Consider the following 14,825-nt stretch of genomic DNA (forward strand, 5'->3'; position numbering starts at 1 on the left):
GCTCGCGCCAATCGGGTATATTCCTCCTGCCGAAGCGGAAAGAAACTACTACCGGCAAACAAGCGAACATCCTACCGTGCAGACTTAACTTAAACCAACCAGCCTCCACGAAACCCGGGGCGGTTCATGAGAGCATTGATCCCAGACGCATGGCTGCAACCAGAGCCGTTGTCACTTACGAAAAAAAGGCTCCGGACTCGCACTTTTGCGGCAAAAAAACGAACAAAATAATTACAAGATCGTCTCATCACTGGAGCGTGTAACAACTATTAGATATAGAAGGGGCAATTTCTCTTGGGATTAGAATCTGCCCCCCGCTGAAAAATACTGCGATATGAATCAGCAACAAGCTGCGAGCTACTCGCAACCACATCTTAGGCATAATTTGCAAACTACTTTTGCCAGCACAACATTCAGGACACAGTATTCAGCCAAGTCTTTTCATTTTTCAAATGCGCCTTGCATATTAGACGTCACCCAATATTTTCCTTTCTCACCGAATTCAATTCGAGTATCAAAGAGTTTCATATCATTCCAAGTCAACGCACATCAAATCACCATGATGTAGACTCCTTCCCTTTGCAGTCGCAATCATCTTTCCGGCAAACCAAACGAAAGCCCTCATGGAAATCACGCCTCAAGAATTCACCGATAAAATTAACGCCCTCGCCACAGACCCACAGTACCCAGGCAGCAACCCGGACTACGGAGTTGAGCTGGTACAAAAGCCATTCGGCTACGATCTGCAAGCTCTCGGCGATACAGACATGCAGTTCATTCGTGAGTGCTATCGTGAGGTGTACAAGGAATTCCAGCCCAAACCAACCGTCCTTTTCCCAAAAGCATAGTCAACGTACACACCTGTAAATTCACACACATTTACAGCGTGCAACTTCATACACGGCTTGCGCGCTCCCAAGGAAAAGCAAGCCGCTGCAACTCCCTCACCCATCGGCAAACACCAGCCACTACCTGGCAATAACACCCCAAATATCGCCTCGCTTGACAACTTACCTACTAGTATGTAGAGTGCTTGAAATGAAAGCGAACAACACATCCGAAGAAATCATTAGCTGCGCCCGGTCGCTGATCGTTGCCGGGGGCTATAACGGCTTTAGCTATGCCGATATTTCCAAGGTAGTTGGGGTACGCAACGCGACCATACATCACCACTTCCCGACCAAATCCAATCTGGTGCGGACGCTCGTCGTTAATTACCGATGGGAGGTCCAACTGGGTATGGCCGAACTGGAGCGTAACGTGCCGGAGCCGGTTGAACAGCTGCGTGCCTATATCCAGTACTGGGAATCCTGCATCGCTGATGGCAGCGCCCCATTCTGCGTATGTGCATTGCTTGCAACGCAGTTACCAGTTCTGCCGGAAGAAGTCGCGCATGAAGTGAGCGCCCATTTCCGTACTCTGTCGGATTGGTTGAGCCTGGTGCTGGAGCGTGGCGTAGCGAATGGCAGCATACGACTGACCACGTCAGCAAAGGACGAGGCGGAAGTATTTATGGCCACGGTTCATGGCGCCATGCTGTCAGCGCGTGCCTACCAGGACGCGAAGATTTTCGGAGTCATTACACAACCATCGTTGCAACGTTTGCTGGCAGTCTGAAGCCGGTTTTATGTTGCAGCGATTTTATTTCGCCCATTTACCTACCAACTAGTAGGGAGTTTTCAGTTTTAACAGCCGCATCATTTGATCAACATACGAAAGGAATCATCATGTTTGGAATATCACCTTTAGGCTGGTTACACACACTGGGCAGCTTGCCCGCCATTCCCCTCGCGCTGTATATGTTGCTACGCTATGGCCGGATCACGCCTCGCACAGGAGCTGGCATCGCCTACTTCATTTCGATGCTGATAGGTGCCGTTACCGTCTTTCTGGTGGCGCACCAGCCCGTGAGCTACGGCATCGCTGTTGCCACTATCCTGCTGCTGGTGACGGGTTATGGAATCGCTTTTATCCGCTTTGCTGGACGTGCTGCGATTTACATCGAAACCATATGCCTGAGCCTGACCGTGTTCCTGTTGATGGTGCCCAGCGTCAGTGAAACCTTGCGTCGCGTACCTGACGGTCATCCATTCGTAACTGATCCAAAGTCCCCGCTTCTGCTCGGAGCTTTAAGCGCTCTGTTCATCATCCTGATCATCGGTGTGACGGCTCAGATCATCTCGCTGCGTAAAAGGAATAAATCGCTGGCAGTTTAGCCATGAGGGAGGCTGCTTTTACCCCTCAATCAGCCGCTTGTATATTCATCTGGTTTCGGTAAGATCAATCGATCTGTCCTTCTCCCACGTGAAAGGTTGTCTGATGCAAGCTCATAAGATCGCAGTCATCGCCGGCGACGGCATAGGTAATGAAGTGATGCCGGAAGGTTTGCGCGTGCTGCAGGCAGCGGCGCGCAAATTCAATATCGCACTTGAATTCACGACGATGGAATGGGCTAACTGCGAGTACTACCTTAAGCATGGGCAGATGATGCCGGATGACTGGCGTCAACAGCTGGAAGGATTTGAGGCGATTTACTTTGGTGCTGCTGGCATGCCTGCGCTGGTTCCAGATCATATTTCCTTGTGGGGCTCCCTCATCAAGTTCCGCCGTGACTTTGATCAGTATGTGAATTTACGTCCGGTACGCCTGATGCCTGGCGTGCCTTGCCCGCTGGCGAATCGTAAACCAGGTGACATCGATTTCTACGTAGTGCGGGAAAATACTGAAGGCGAGTATTCAGCTGTAGGCGGCAAGAGTTTTGAGGGCACCGAGCACGAGTTCGTATCGCAGAATGCGATCTTCTCGCGTCGTGGTACTGATCGCATCCTGAAGTACGCATTTGAACTGGCACGAAGCCGACCGAAGAAACATTTAACTTCAGCCACCAAGTCGAACGGCATTTCTATCAGCATGCCTTATTGGGATAGTCGCGTCGAAGCAATGGCACCATCCTATGCAGATGTACGCTGGGACAAATATCACATCGATATTTTGTGCGCGCGTTTCGTACTTTCACCGGAGCGCTTCGATGTCGTGGTCGCGTCGAATCTGTTTGGCGATATCCTGTCCGATCTGGGGCCGGCCTGCACTGGAACTATCGGCATTGCACCATCAGCCAATCTGAATCCTGAGCGCAAGTTCCCGTCGTTGTTTGAACCGGTACATGGATCAGCACCCGACATCTACGGCAAGAACATAGCCAACCCTATCGGCATGATCTGGTCCGGAGCGATGATGCTCGACTTCCTTGGCAATGGCGATGCGAATTACAAGGCAGCGCACGATGCCATCATGAAGGCGATAGAAACGGTGCTGGTGCAAGGTCCGAATACACCGGATCTGGGTGGCAGTGGCAATACGACTGATGTCGGCAAGGCGATTGCTGCAGCAATCTAAAATCACAATCTCGACTCTTCGACAGCACGTATTTTCATGACGCCAGGTCTCTCAGAATAGAAGTTCTATTTTGAGAGACCTCAGCTTCATTCATACTGTTTCCACTCAAAATCCTGCACATCCTCATCCAAATTCCCATATTCATGGGATAAAAATCGCGCGTTATCAGACGTTAATAGTGGAATAACAAAGAAAGTGTAAGCACTTGGTATTGCATGGTGCCGAACGTCAACACTTTCCTTTGTGCATGTTTCAAAAGACGTTATATTAGAAAAAAATTTGCATCTGTCAGCGCCTTTGAACGGAAATTTCCTATGAAATGTCCTCCCATTCCGCCGGATGAAATTCAACGCCTGCAGGCGTTGGCTGCTTATGGTTTGAGTACCGACCGCCCGCTCCCTTCCCTTGATCCGGTAGTACAGATCGCCGCACGCATGTTCGGCATGCCAGTCGCTGCCGTCAATATGATAGGCAACGATCACGTATTTTTTGCGGCAAGTACCGGCGTTGGTGAAGTTGATATGTGCCGGGATGTTTCCTTCTGCGCGCACGCCATCCTGGAAAACGATGTGATGGTCATCCCTGACTCACATCTGGATGATCGCTTTAGTGATAACCCACTCGTTACCGGCGCTGCCAATCTGCGCTTTTACGCTGGCGTACCTTTACTATCACCTGATGGCTACGCACTCGGCGCTTTATGCGTGATTGATGGTCAGCCGCGCGAGTTTACAGATGAAGACTGCGAACGCTTGCGTGAGCTGGCGAAGATGACAGTTGATCGTCTTGAATTGCGACGAATAGAATTGTCGCTGGAAAAAGCACGTCCTTCGTTTGAAGAATTCGCACGCAACTCGCCGACCGCAGTGGTCTGGTTTGATGAGCATCGCAAGATCGTCAACTGGAACCAGGCTGCAGCAGCTTTGCATGGTTACGCGCTGGAGGAAGGCAATGGCATGTTGGCCGATGTGCTCATGCCTGAATGTGCCCGCCCTCTGTTTCAGGAACTGGTGCATGAGGCCGTCCTCAAAGGTACCTTTGACGGCTTGCCGATACCCGAAACGATTTATGGCTTGCGCAAAGATGGCACGGAGTTCCAGTTAGGCTTGTCGCTCTTTTGCTGGCAAGAGCGCGGTCAGTTGGTTTTCAATGCGCACCTGCAGGATATCTCGGCAAAGAAACGCGAAGAAGCAGAGCTGTACCGCCTTGCCAATACCGATCCTCTCACCGCCCTTGCCAATCGTGCCTGCCTGTATCGCGAAGTGGAGCGCTTGCTGGCACTTGGTACACCAACGTCGGTTTTGATGATAGATCTCGATGGCTTCAAGGATTTGAATGACACGCTGGGTCACGCGGTAGGTGACGCCATCCTGTGTGAAGTCGCGCGCAGGCTGGAGTCTGTCATCGGCAAAACCGGATTGGCAGCACGGATAGGATGTGATGAGTTCGCCGTATTGCTGCCGGACACCAGCGATCCTACCTGGGTGCAGTGCATGGCGCAAACCATCATCGATCAGATCGGCACACCGCTGCGTATCGATGATCACACGATACGCGTCACAGCCAGCTGCGGTTTCGCCACTGCTCCTGAGCATGCGGAAGAAGCGCTGGAGTTAATCAGCAATGCCGACCTGGCCTTGTTCCGCGCCAAGCGTCTCGGTGGTGCACAAACTTTCATGTATGTGAATCTGCTACGCATGGAAGCTGTCGCGCGTCATTTATACGGATTGGAATTGCAGCGCGCCCTGCATCAGGGCGAGTTCGTATTGTTTTACCAGCCGCAGATCCGTCTGTCTGATAACTCGCTGGCTGGCGCCGAGGCGCTGCTGCGCTGGCGTCACCCGGAACGTGGCCTGCTGTCACCTGCCGCTTTCCTGCCCGCATTACAAAGCGGTCCGTTGGCGGCGACGGTCGGTACCTGGGTGCTGGATGAAGCCTGCGCGCAGGCAGCTGAGTGGATGCGTTATGGTGTCAGTCATTTCCGTATGGGCGTTAATTTGTTTGGCGCACAGTTCCGCATGGATGATTTGGCCAGCCGGGTGATCTCTGCACTGGACAGGCATGGCCTTCCGCCAGAAGCGCTAGAGCTGGAAATCACCGAAGACATCGTACTTGATCATGATGATCTGGTACTCAAGTCGCTACAGCTCTTGCGTGATAAAGGTGTGGGCGTTGCCTTCGATGATTTTGGTACCGGCTATGCATCACTGAGTTTGCTCAAGCGATATCCATTGAGTCGCATCAAAATTGATCGTTCATTCGTGCAGGGCATGATCGCTTCGCCACAGGATAAAACCGTGATCGCTGCGGTACTCGATATGGCTGATGCGTTCAAACTCGAAACCATAGCCGAAGGCATAGAGACGGAAGAACAGCGTTCGGCCTTGTTCGCTATAGGCTGTGCTGAAGGACAGGGTTATCTGTTTTCACGACCATTACCTGCCACCGAGTTTGCCGAGATTTACGATATAGCAAGCCCGCTACAACAAAGGGCTTAAAACGGGCATGCGCTGACACCGCGCATCCGTTCTCCGCTAAGCGGATGATCAAACTCCAGCGTCATCGCATGTAATAACAACCGATTCGCCATACGCTCACTCTCAAGCGTCCCGTATAAATCACATCCGAGTATCGGATGCCCTACTCCCGCGCTGTGGATACGCAATTGATGTGTACGCCCTGTATGTGGTGTGTACAAGACCCGCGTCGTGTCAACATTCCTGTCCAGCACTTCGAAATGCGTGCTAGCCGGTTTGCCGGTGGCCAAGCACACCTTTAGCTTCGGGAAATTGATCGGGTCTTTGGCGATGGGTAATTCGATGTCGCCACTATCGTCCGTCATGTGTCCGGCTAATACGGCCTGATAGGTTTTGTTGACAGTGCGTAACTGGAACTGGCGGTTGATGTGAGCGGCAGCGATTTTGTTCAGCGCGACTACCAGCAAACCGGAAGTGCCCAGATCCAGCCTGTGTATCATCAACGCACCGGGGAATTGCTGTACCAGACGGTAATGTACTGAATCCAGGTTCAACGGATTCTTCCCCGACAGTGTCAGCAAGCCGCTGGGCTTATTGATCAGCAAGATAGCCTCATCCTGGTAGATGATTTCTATCTCATCTACACAGGGTGGTGCTACAAAGGTATCGATGCGGGCAGTCATTACAACGAAGTCTTCCTTGATTCGGGCCAAGGCCGGCACAAGCCGACCAGGGTTCCATCTTACAGAAAAGATCCGCTACCGCCGCTATCCGCACTGAAAAGTATCAAGCCACACTGCGAGTTTCCTGCAGCGGTCAGAAATCTACCGAAGCTGACAACAATAAGGTACGCGGTGCGCCAAGTGTAATGAAGCCACGCGATACTGAATTCCAATAATTCTTGTCAGTCAAATTGATCACATTGCCACGGAAGGTAACGGCCTTGCCTGCCACTTGCGTGACATATCGTGCGCCGACATCCAGCGTCTGCCAGCCGGGGATGCTTTGCGTATTACCGGCATTCGCCTGCGCACCGCTGAATGCATTAATGCGACCGGTAAGCGTGAAACCCTGCAGCGCTTCCACATCGTATTCTCCATTCAGCACCACGTTTACCTTCGGTACACCGATTGCGTCTTTGCCGTTATTGATGCCATTTGCCGTTTTGGTTTGTACTGCATCAATCAAAGTAATACCACCGAGCAAACGTACACCACGCAAGGGCTGGCCGAAGGTAGACAACTCAAGACCCCTGTTGCGCTGTTCGCCATCCGCGACAAAGAAACCACTCGAGTTGGTAAAGGTATTCGGTTGCGATATCTGGAACACCGCTGCTGTAACACCAAAGGTTCCAGCGTTGTATTTGACACCGCCCTCCACCTGCTTGGTAACAGCCGGCGGCAACAGCGCATTGGGGTTGCCGGTCACGGTCGCAGGTGCGGTTGCGCCTTGCGCCAGGCCTTCACTGTAATTGCCATAAAATGAATAGCTACCAAGCTTCACCAGCAAGGCTGCTGCAGGTGTGATTTTGCTTTCGTCATATGCCCTGGTTTTGATGCCGGCTGTAAAAATACCGCTATACAGGTCTTGCTTACGCAAGCCCAGTGTCAGCAATACATTGTCGTTCATAAAACCAAAGGTATTGACCAGGCCGATACTGCTTAATTGCAAATCACCATTTTGCGGGATGGCCCCATAGTTCACGACCGGCGGCTGGCGATTCGGAATGTTATAGACATTGCCGGTGTATTGCGCAGTTGCATTCACTGTCGCGCCATATGCCTTTCGGCTAAAGCCGCTGTATGAAAGCGCATAGCTATTGGAGACACTGCCGAGCATAAACCTGCCGCGCAAACCTACGTCATAGGTATCAACTTCGTATGATCCGCGGAATCCACCTGCACGCGCAGTAAAGTCACCGGCACTATTGATGAACTTGCGACCTTGCGAGCCAGCGTAGTAATACTCTTCATTCCCCTCCGACTTGCCGTAATTGGCATAGGCAGTGACAGCGGGACTGAATTCGTATTCGGCATGCGCCATCCAGTACTTCGCCTTGGTTTTAATGTATTCCCAATTGTCTACGTAGTTTTTATCAACTTGCGGTGGCTTGGGTAATGCAAATCCGGAATCATAAGTGATGTTGGCGGAGTAACCATTCGTCAGGCGATCCTGATTGGCCACATCGAGGCTCGCTTTCAATTGCCTGCCACGATAATCCAGCGCCAGTGCGCCGTTTTTCATATGGTCGTCTTGCCGGTCTATCGGTGTATCGCCATCCCGTTTCAGCAAGTTCACGCGTACACCCCAGGCATTGTCTTCACCGAAGCGACGCCCCAGATCCAGATGCAAGCCAAACTGGCTGTCTGAAATATAGCTGCCGGTAACACGTGTCAAAGGCTTGTCGTCGGCACGCTTGCTGGTCAGGTTGATATTGCCGCCGACCACGCCAAACGGACTAATGCCGTTCAGCATCGCGGCCGGCCCTTTCAGCACATCAATGCGTTCATAAAACTCTGGCGTAATACGGCGACTCTCTGTCATCCCGTACAAGCCATTCACACCAACCTGGTTCACGAATACCGGAAAGCCGCGAATAAGATAGGTTTCACTATCGCCATACTCAGCCATCGCACTGCGTACCGAAGGATCAACCGAAATAATGTCAGCGACGCGTCGCGACTGCTGGTCCTGCACGAATTCTTCTGTGTAGCTTTGCGTGCTAAATGGCGTATCGAAGATATCCACATTACCCAGGATGCCGACACGGCTACCCTTGGCCACTTGGCCACCGGCGAAAGGTTTCGGTAATTCGCCGGGCAGGACGACATCGCTGGTGACTGTCACTGCCGGCAGCGTTGAATCGGCTATCGGTGCCATGCGCAGTACATAGCTGCCATTGGTTTGCATCAAGGCTTCCAGCCCGCTACCCGCCAGCAGCCGTGTGATGGCTTCCGGCACCGATAAATTACCCTGCACGCCCTGGCTATTCTTGCCGTCGGTCAGCGCACCATTGACGGAAACATAGGTGCCCGACTGTGCCGAAAAACGCGCAATCGCACTGCTCAGCGGACCGGCCGGAACATTGAAGTTATAGGTGGCGGCTTTGGCTGCAGGCGGCTCGGCCGCGAATGAACTGGTCGGCAACACACTCAGGATGAGTGCACCTGCAAACAGCGCATGCATTGCCAGTGCCACCGGCGTCAACTTGAATTCTACGCGGGCTGCGACAATGCGGCTGGGGACATCATGTTTCATGATCTGATCTTTCGGAAAAAGTAAGGGCAGGCAGCAGGCCTTCACTCTGCTTTCCGTACGAGATCAGAAAAGGGGAACTGATTTTTTGAAATTATTTAAACAGACTTTATTCGCCGGCACGTACCGTGACCCACCACGGCAAGGTTTGATACACCCGGACCGGTAAAGACGCTTCCAGCATGGCGAGTGCCTGATCCGGCTGATTGAGGGGGAAGCCACCGACTACGCGCAAATCGGCGACGGCAGGATCGCAAGCCAGATAGCCGGGACGATAGCGCGCCAGCTCTTCGATGAAGCTAGCCAGCGGCATATTGTCAGCCACCAGCAAACCCTGGCTCCATGCCTGTTGCGTCGGATCTGCCGTAGCTACAGCCAGCACTTCGCTACGATTGAAATCGACTTGCTGACCGCTTTCTATGATCCGGCGTACGCCCGGTGCATCCAGTGGTGCGACTTCCACCCTGCCCTCCAACACACTGAGTCGGGTTTTACCATCCAGCTGGCGAACATTGAAGCGCGTGCCCAAGGCACGCAAACTGCCTTCGGCGCTATAGACGATGAAAGGCCGTGCTGGTGATTGGGTGTCCGGATGGGTGGCAATCAAGACCTCGCCCTTGCGCAGCTTGATGCGTCGGATTTGCGCATCAAAATCCTGGTCCAGCGAACTATTCGTATTGAGCCAGATCTCGCTACCATCAGCCAAAGTCAGGTTACGCATCTCCCCGACCGCACTACGGTAATCAGCATTCAAATCGGCCAATACGGTTTGTACCGCGCTGTTGCGGCTGACGCCCCATCCGACCAGGCCGGTCACCGCGAACAGGGACAGCATCTTCAGGCTACGTCGGCGTTGCAGCACCGCCGCACTCAATGCCGCATTGGCCGCTTCCGGTGCCGCTTTGGGCAGCGCCAATCCATTGCTGATCGCCTCCACCCTTTGCCAGGCCAGGCGATGCTCTTCACGCAGGTCCAGCCATGCATGCCACTGTTGTCGTTCTTCGTCACTGACAGCACCGGAACGCAGCACGGCAAACCATTCGGCCGCCTGCTCCAGCGTGGCGAATTCGAATTCCTGATTAATGGCAGCGGCTCCTGCAACATTCATGGTCATGCTCAAGCCAACGCTTCTTTGAATGCTGCGCCGTGCAGCAAACAATGCAACATGGCTTGCGCCATGTATTTTTTGACCATGCGCTCGGATACCTCAAGCACATCGGCGATCTCGGCATAAGTCATATCGTGCAGATGCGCGAGCAGCAACGCGCGACGCGGTTTTTCCGGTAATTGCGCGAGCAGGCGATCGACTTCGATCAGTGTTTCTATGATGATGGCCTGATGTTCGGCCGATGGCACAACGGACTCAGGATGCGCAGCCAATGTGGCCAGCCATGCCCGTTCGATTTCCTGACGTCGCCAGAGATCGACCACCAGGCCCTGTGCAATCTTGGTCAGATAGGCACGCGGATCGTATGCGCTATCCAACTGGCGCGGCCGGACAATCAGACGTAAAAAAGTGTCATGCGCCAGATCTTCTGCCTGATGTGCGCAGCCCAGCTTCTTGCGCAACCAGCCATGCAACCAACCATGATGGTTGCTGTATAGCGTATGCATTTGCTGCTGCAAAGCTGGTTCGAAGGAAGACATGAAGGGAGATTCAGCGCAGATTGATGTTAATGAGAACTATTCTCATATTAACTCAAGCGACTTGCGCTACGCAATTCCTATCGCGACAGTGTTGTTTTGCGAGCGGACACCACGCGCGACAGCTATTTGATATCCAGGGCGCCCTTCAACTTCAGCGCGATACGCCGCGCATCCTTCTCATCCACGACATTGGCAAAGCCCAGTAACAAACCCTGCTGCGGCTTCACGTTGACGTACCAGCGTGACAAAGGATGCAACGCGAGACCTGCTGCACGTGCCTGGTCTGCGAGCAAGATATCGTTTTCATGCTCACCCAGTTGCGCCAGCATATGCAAACCGCCGGGACGCAAGTCTATGCGTATGCGCTCGCCCAGCACCTGCTGGAATACCTGCTGCGTCACCAGCCGACGTTCGGCATATAGCGTACGCATCTTTTTCAGGTGACGCGAGAAGTGACCTTCCGCAATAAAGTCGGCCACACTGGCCTGGAATAAATACGGGCAACCCGCGTTCAGATTGTAAGAGACCGCCTGGAAACGTGGTACTGCGCTGACAGGTGCAACCACATAGGCCAGACGCAGTCCAGGAAACATCACCTTGCTAAAGGTACCGCTATAAATAACGCGATCATTTCGGTCCAGGCTTTTTAATGCGGGCAAGGGCCTGCCCTGATAGCGAAACTCACTATCGTAGTCATCTTCGATGATCCAGCTTCCGGCTTTGCTGGCCCAATCAAGCAAAGCCATGCGCCGCTCCAGCGACAAGGTCACACCCAGGGGACTCTGATGCGATGGTGTCACCATTGCGAACTTCGCGTAAGGACTGAGGCGCTTGCCTTCGTCGACGATCAAGCCATTTGCATCAACCGGTACCGGTACGACCTTGACTGCCGCATTCTGCAGAAAGGGACGCGCCAGGATATAGCCCGGATCTTCAAACCAGAATTCATCACCGGCAGTGGAAAGACTACTCAGCGTCAGCTCCAGCGTATTGCGCAAACCAGTCGTGATAAAGACCTGTTCGGGCAAGCAAGTCACGCCGCGCGACACGCCCAGATAAGTGGCTATGCGCTCGCGTAAACGATCGTAACCAGCGGGATCGGGATAACCGAGCCTTGCCGGTTCGCTGCCACGCAATCGATGACCGACCAGACGATTCCAGACCTTGCGCGGAAAAGCGTCCAGCGCAGGCAGACCCAGCTGCAATGGCTTGGGAGCTTTACCATCGTGATCGAGAAAGGCGGAGATGGTTTGCCCGGGAATAGCTGTCGGTGGCTTGACCACTGCAGGTTGCGGCAAGGATGGAGACACCACAGTTCCGGCAGCGCCCCTCACCTGCAGGTAACCTTCGTCGGTCAGGATGCGATAGGCCATCTCCACTGTGCCGCGCGCCAGATTCAGCTCGGTGGCCAGCGCCCGCACTGCCGGTACGCGATCGCCTGCATGCAAGTGCCCTTGCTCGATTGCCGTCTTGAAACGCTGGCAAATCTGCATATACATGGGCAGTTCCAGCGTACGATCTATGCTCAGGTCGAGCTCAGGTTTGGGATTTTTCATGGACTAGTCCTTTTTGCATTTCTTGGCCCTTCTAACACGGCCATGATATTCGCATACTACACATCAAGGAAACGCCATTTTTAATTAAATCAACCTGAACCAGGAGTTACACATGCAAACTCGTCTCGACTTCCTCACTGCCGATAAAGATGCCATCCGCGTCATGATGGGTGTAGAAAACCAGATTGCCAAAGGCACGCTGGACATCCTCCTCAAAGAACTGGTGCGCCTGCGCGCCTCCCAAATCAATGGCTGTGCCTTTTGCCTCGACATGCACGTGACCGATGCACGCAAGGCCGGCGAAACAGAACGCCGCCTGGCGACCGTCGCAGCCTGGCGCGAAGCACCGTTCTTCAGCGACAAAGAACGTGCCGCACTGGAATGGACAGAATCGCTGACACTGGTCGCACAAAGCCACGTGCCGGATGCCGTATGGGAAGCGGTACGCCCGCACTTCACCGATGCAGAACTGGTAGAACTGACCTTGTTGATTACATCCATTAACAGCTGGAATCGCTTCTCCGTCGCATTCCGCAAGATGCCTAGCTAATCCGGAATAAACCCTGCAAACACACCCAGTCCCGCACTCGCGGCGGGCAGACACAGAAAGATTGATATGAAAATCCTGGTTATCGGCGGTAGCGGCCTCATCGGCTCCAAAGTCGTCAACAATCTGCGCCAGCTTGGTTATGACGTACTGGTCGGCTCACCGAGCAATGGCATCAATATCCTGACCGGTGAAGGTCTGGATGATGCAGTCAAAGGTGCGCAAGTCGTGATCGATTTGAGCAACTCGCCTTCGTTTGAAGACCAGGCCGTGCTCGACTTCTTTGAAACTGCTGGTCGCAACTTGCTGGCAGCGGAAGAAAAAGCTGGCGTCAAACACCACATCGCCTTGTCCGTGGTTGGTACCGATCGCATGCTGGAAAGCGGTTACTTCCGCGCCAAGATGGCACAGGAAAACCTCATCAAGCAATCCAAAGTGCCTTACACCATCGTGCGCTCTACCCAGTTCTTTGAATTCCTGAGTGGTATCGCACAATTCGGTACCGTCGGTAACGAAATCCGCCTGTCGCCCGCACATGTGCAACCTATCTCGTCCGACGACATTGCAGCAGTCGTTACTGACACGGCACTGGAACAGCCTATCAACAGCAGCTTCGACGCAGCAGGCCCGGAAAAAGTCGGCCTTGCCGAATTGATGAAACGCTATCTGGATGCACTGGGCGACCAACGTGTCGTGGTTGTCGATCCGAAAGCGGCCTACTACGGCGCACAAATCAATGATCAATCGCTGACACCGACAGGCGCAGCACGCATTGCGACAACAGGATTCTCGGCCTGGCTCAGCAAGTCGCAGTCAGCAAAATAATCTGGAGCAAGACATGCAATCCGAAGTGGATATCAGGCATATAGAAAACAACGCTGATCTGGCGGCGTCGTTCCAGGTCATGCAGGAACTGCGGCCGCATCTGACAGATAGCGCAAGCTATATGGCACAGATCAAGCGCCAATATGAACAAGGCTATCGCTTGCTGGCAGCCTGGCGCAAGGGCAGCATCGTCGGACTGGCAGGCTATCGCTCACTGGAAAGCACGATCTACAGCCGCTTCGTCTACGTCGACGATCTGGTCGTTACCAGCACATTGCACCGTTCCGGCATAGGTGAGCTCTTGCTGCAATCAGCACGTCAGCAAGCTGCATTACTGGGCTGCAAACACTTTGTGCTGGATACCGGCTTGCATATGGCCTTGGCACAACGCTTTTACTTCCGGCAAGGGCTGCTGGCGCGCGGCATGCATTTCGTGGAAGCACTGTAAGATCGCTTTCAACTTTACTCAAAATCGTTTTACAGGAATCCCATGACACGTATTTTGTTATTAAACTGCGGCCCGCACAGCGATGCCAGCCACGGTTATCGCCTGGCGAAAGAAACACTGGCAGCATCCGGCATCAGTGATGCCCACATCACTGAACGCGACCTGGTGCAAACACCGCTCCCCGCCATAGCACGCGACTATGCACTCGCGATTACGTCTAACGCTGCGCATGACGCCAGCGAATTGCAGTGGTCAGAGCAACTCATCGCCGAGCTGGAGCAACACGATGTGCTCTTCATCGTCACTCCTATGCACAACTTCACGATACCGGCCACGCTAAAGCTATGGCTGGATCATGTGATCCGCATCCATCGCAGCTTCGCCGCGACGCCACAAGGCAAAGTCGGACTGATGAAAGACCGGCCCACATTGGTATTGGTCAGTTCGGGTGGTTTCTTTGCCGGAGAACGGGCGAAGCAGGCTGACTTCCTCACGCCTTACCTGCGCTATGCACTAGCTTCGATAGGTATCAACGATACCCACTTCTATCCATTGCAAGGTTTGGTCTTTGGTCCTGAGGCAGTCGCACAGGCGGTCAGTGAAGTACGCCAGCCACTGTCAGAGAAATTATCGCAGGCACTTGCCACCGCTTAAGAACCATTGGTACTGACTAG

14 protein-coding genes are annotated in these 14,825 nt (G+C 53.4%); 9 read left to right on the plus strand and 5 right to left on the minus strand.

Annotated features, from left to right (window positions below; genetic code table 11):
* Positions 1 to 623 precede the first annotated feature (623 nt).
* The 5 genes from IXC47_RS08040 to IXC47_RS08060 all read left to right on the plus strand — a co-directional run bounded on the left by IXC47_RS08040 (position 624) and on the right by IXC47_RS08060 (position 5,894).
* Positions 624 to 848 carry a hypothetical protein gene (locus IXC47_RS08040; protein WP_195875224.1) on the plus strand — a complete coding sequence of 75 codons (225 nt, stop codon included), beginning with the start codon at positions 624 to 626 and terminating at the stop codon, positions 846 to 848.
* A 190-nt stretch (positions 849 to 1,038) separates the two neighbouring features.
* On the plus strand, positions 1,039 to 1,617 hold the full coding sequence (locus IXC47_RS08045) for a TetR/AcrR family transcriptional regulator (RefSeq protein WP_195875225.1): 579 nt from the start codon (positions 1,039 to 1,041) through the stop codon (positions 1,615 to 1,617).
* Positions 1,618 to 1,727: 110 nt separating this feature from the next.
* Positions 1,728 to 2,216, plus strand: a complete 489-nt coding sequence (locus IXC47_RS08050) for a hypothetical protein (protein ID WP_195875226.1) — start codon at positions 1,728 to 1,730, stop codon at positions 2,214 to 2,216.
* Between the two features lie 103 nt (positions 2,217 to 2,319).
* Positions 2,320 to 3,396: a tartrate dehydrogenase gene (locus IXC47_RS08055; protein WP_303049239.1), complete on the plus strand. Its 1,077-nt coding sequence runs from the start codon at positions 2,320 to 2,322 to the stop codon at positions 3,394 to 3,396.
* Positions 3,397 to 3,710: 314 nt separating this feature from the next.
* A complete protein-coding gene (locus IXC47_RS08060; RefSeq protein WP_195875227.1) occupies positions 3,711 to 5,894 on the plus strand; it encodes a putative bifunctional diguanylate cyclase/phosphodiesterase in 2,184 nt (727 codons plus the stop codon).
* On the opposite strand, the gene IXC47_RS08065 is transcribed toward IXC47_RS08060, so the two are convergent.
* The 5 genes from IXC47_RS08065 to pdxR form a co-directional block, all read right to left on the minus strand.
* Positions 5,891 to 6,556 (minus strand): RluA family pseudouridine synthase, encoded by a 666-nt coding sequence (locus IXC47_RS08065; RefSeq protein WP_195875228.1) that lies wholly within the window; start codon positions 6,554 to 6,556, stop codon positions 5,891 to 5,893. The genes IXC47_RS08060 and IXC47_RS08065 overlap by 4 nt on opposite strands.
* Before the next feature lie 133 nt (positions 6,557 to 6,689).
* Positions 6,690 to 9,131, minus strand: coding sequence for a TonB-dependent receptor (locus tag IXC47_RS08070; RefSeq protein WP_195875229.1), 2,442 nt, complete (start codon positions 9,129 to 9,131; stop codon positions 6,690 to 6,692).
* A 106-nt stretch (positions 9,132 to 9,237) separates the two neighbouring features.
* Positions 9,238 to 10,236 (minus strand): FecR domain-containing protein, encoded by a 999-nt coding sequence (locus IXC47_RS08075; protein WP_195875230.1) that lies wholly within the window; start codon positions 10,234 to 10,236, stop codon positions 9,238 to 9,240.
* An 8-nt stretch (positions 10,237 to 10,244) separates the two neighbouring features.
* Positions 10,245 to 10,775 (minus strand): sigma-70 family RNA polymerase sigma factor, encoded by a 531-nt coding sequence (locus tag IXC47_RS08080; RefSeq protein WP_195875231.1) that lies wholly within the window; start codon positions 10,773 to 10,775, stop codon positions 10,245 to 10,247.
* A 122-nt stretch (positions 10,776 to 10,897) separates the two neighbouring features.
* On the minus strand, positions 10,898 to 12,331 hold the full coding sequence (pdxR, locus tag IXC47_RS08085) for a MocR-like pyridoxine biosynthesis transcription factor PdxR (RefSeq protein ID WP_195875232.1): 1,434 nt from the start codon (positions 12,329 to 12,331) through the stop codon (positions 10,898 to 10,900).
* Between the two features lie 112 nt (positions 12,332 to 12,443).
* Here pdxR and IXC47_RS08090 point away from each other — a divergent pair, with 112 nt between their 5' ends.
* From IXC47_RS08090 to IXC47_RS08105, 4 genes are all read left to right on the plus strand, one after another.
* Positions 12,444 to 12,881, plus strand: coding sequence for a carboxymuconolactone decarboxylase family protein (locus tag IXC47_RS08090; protein ID WP_195875233.1), 438 nt, complete (start codon positions 12,444 to 12,446; stop codon positions 12,879 to 12,881).
* A 66-nt stretch (positions 12,882 to 12,947) separates the two neighbouring features.
* Complete coding sequence (locus tag IXC47_RS08095; RefSeq protein WP_195875234.1) at positions 12,948 to 13,703, plus strand: SDR family oxidoreductase; 756 nt, start codon at positions 12,948 to 12,950, stop codon at positions 13,701 to 13,703.
* A gap of 13 nt (positions 13,704 to 13,716) precedes the next feature.
* Positions 13,717 to 14,151, plus strand: a complete 435-nt coding sequence (locus IXC47_RS08100) for a GNAT family N-acetyltransferase (protein WP_195875235.1) — start codon at positions 13,717 to 13,719, stop codon at positions 14,149 to 14,151.
* Between the two features lie 42 nt (positions 14,152 to 14,193).
* Positions 14,194 to 14,805, plus strand: a complete 612-nt coding sequence (locus IXC47_RS08105) for an FMN-dependent NADH-azoreductase (RefSeq protein ID WP_195875236.1) — start codon at positions 14,194 to 14,196, stop codon at positions 14,803 to 14,805.
* Positions 14,806 to 14,825: the final 20 nt, after the last annotated feature.

It is taken from the genome of Herminiimonas contaminans (genome assembly GCF_015645465.1).
GTDB classification, from domain to species: domain Bacteria; phylum Pseudomonadota; class Gammaproteobacteria; order Burkholderiales; family Burkholderiaceae_D; genus Oxalicibacterium; species Oxalicibacterium contaminans.

What these genes read in the sequence shown, in the direction of transcription:
- IXC47_RS08040 (WP_195875224.1), top strand. Translation starts at nt 624, where the DNA reads ATGGAAATCACGCCTCAAGAATTCACCGATAAAATTAACGCCCTCGCC.
- IXC47_RS08045 (WP_195875225.1), top strand. Translation starts at nt 1,039, where the DNA reads ATGAAAGCGAACAACACATCCGAAGAAATCATTAGCTGCGCCCGGTCG.
- IXC47_RS08050 (WP_195875226.1), top strand. Translation starts at nt 1,728, where the DNA reads ATGTTTGGAATATCACCTTTAGGCTGGTTACACACACTGGGCAGCTTG.
- IXC47_RS08055 (WP_303049239.1), top strand. Translation starts at nt 2,320, where the DNA reads ATGCAAGCTCATAAGATCGCAGTCATCGCCGGCGACGGCATAGGTAAT.
- IXC47_RS08060 (WP_195875227.1), top strand. Translation starts at nt 3,711, where the DNA reads ATGAAATGTCCTCCCATTCCGCCGGATGAAATTCAACGCCTGCAGGCG.
- IXC47_RS08065 (WP_195875228.1), bottom strand. Translation starts at nt 6,556, where the DNA reads ATGACTGCCCGCATCGATACCTTTGTAGCACCACCCTGTGTAGATGAG.
- IXC47_RS08070 (WP_195875229.1), bottom strand. Translation starts at nt 9,131, where the DNA reads ATGAAACATGATGTCCCCAGCCGCATTGTCGCAGCCCGCGTAGAATTC.
- IXC47_RS08075 (WP_195875230.1), bottom strand. Translation starts at nt 10,236, where the DNA reads ATGAATGTTGCAGGAGCCGCTGCCATTAATCAGGAATTCGAATTCGCC.
- IXC47_RS08080 (WP_195875231.1), bottom strand. Translation starts at nt 10,775, where the DNA reads ATGTCTTCCTTCGAACCAGCTTTGCAGCAGCAAATGCATACGCTATAC.
- pdxR (WP_195875232.1), bottom strand. Translation starts at nt 12,331, where the DNA reads ATGAAAAATCCCAAACCTGAGCTCGACCTGAGCATAGATCGTACGCTG.
- IXC47_RS08090 (WP_195875233.1), top strand. Translation starts at nt 12,444, where the DNA reads ATGCAAACTCGTCTCGACTTCCTCACTGCCGATAAAGATGCCATCCGC.
- IXC47_RS08095 (WP_195875234.1), top strand. Translation starts at nt 12,948, where the DNA reads ATGAAAATCCTGGTTATCGGCGGTAGCGGCCTCATCGGCTCCAAAGTC.
- IXC47_RS08100 (WP_195875235.1), top strand. Translation starts at nt 13,717, where the DNA reads ATGCAATCCGAAGTGGATATCAGGCATATAGAAAACAACGCTGATCTG.
- IXC47_RS08105 (WP_195875236.1), top strand. Translation starts at nt 14,194, where the DNA reads ATGACACGTATTTTGTTATTAAACTGCGGCCCGCACAGCGATGCCAGC.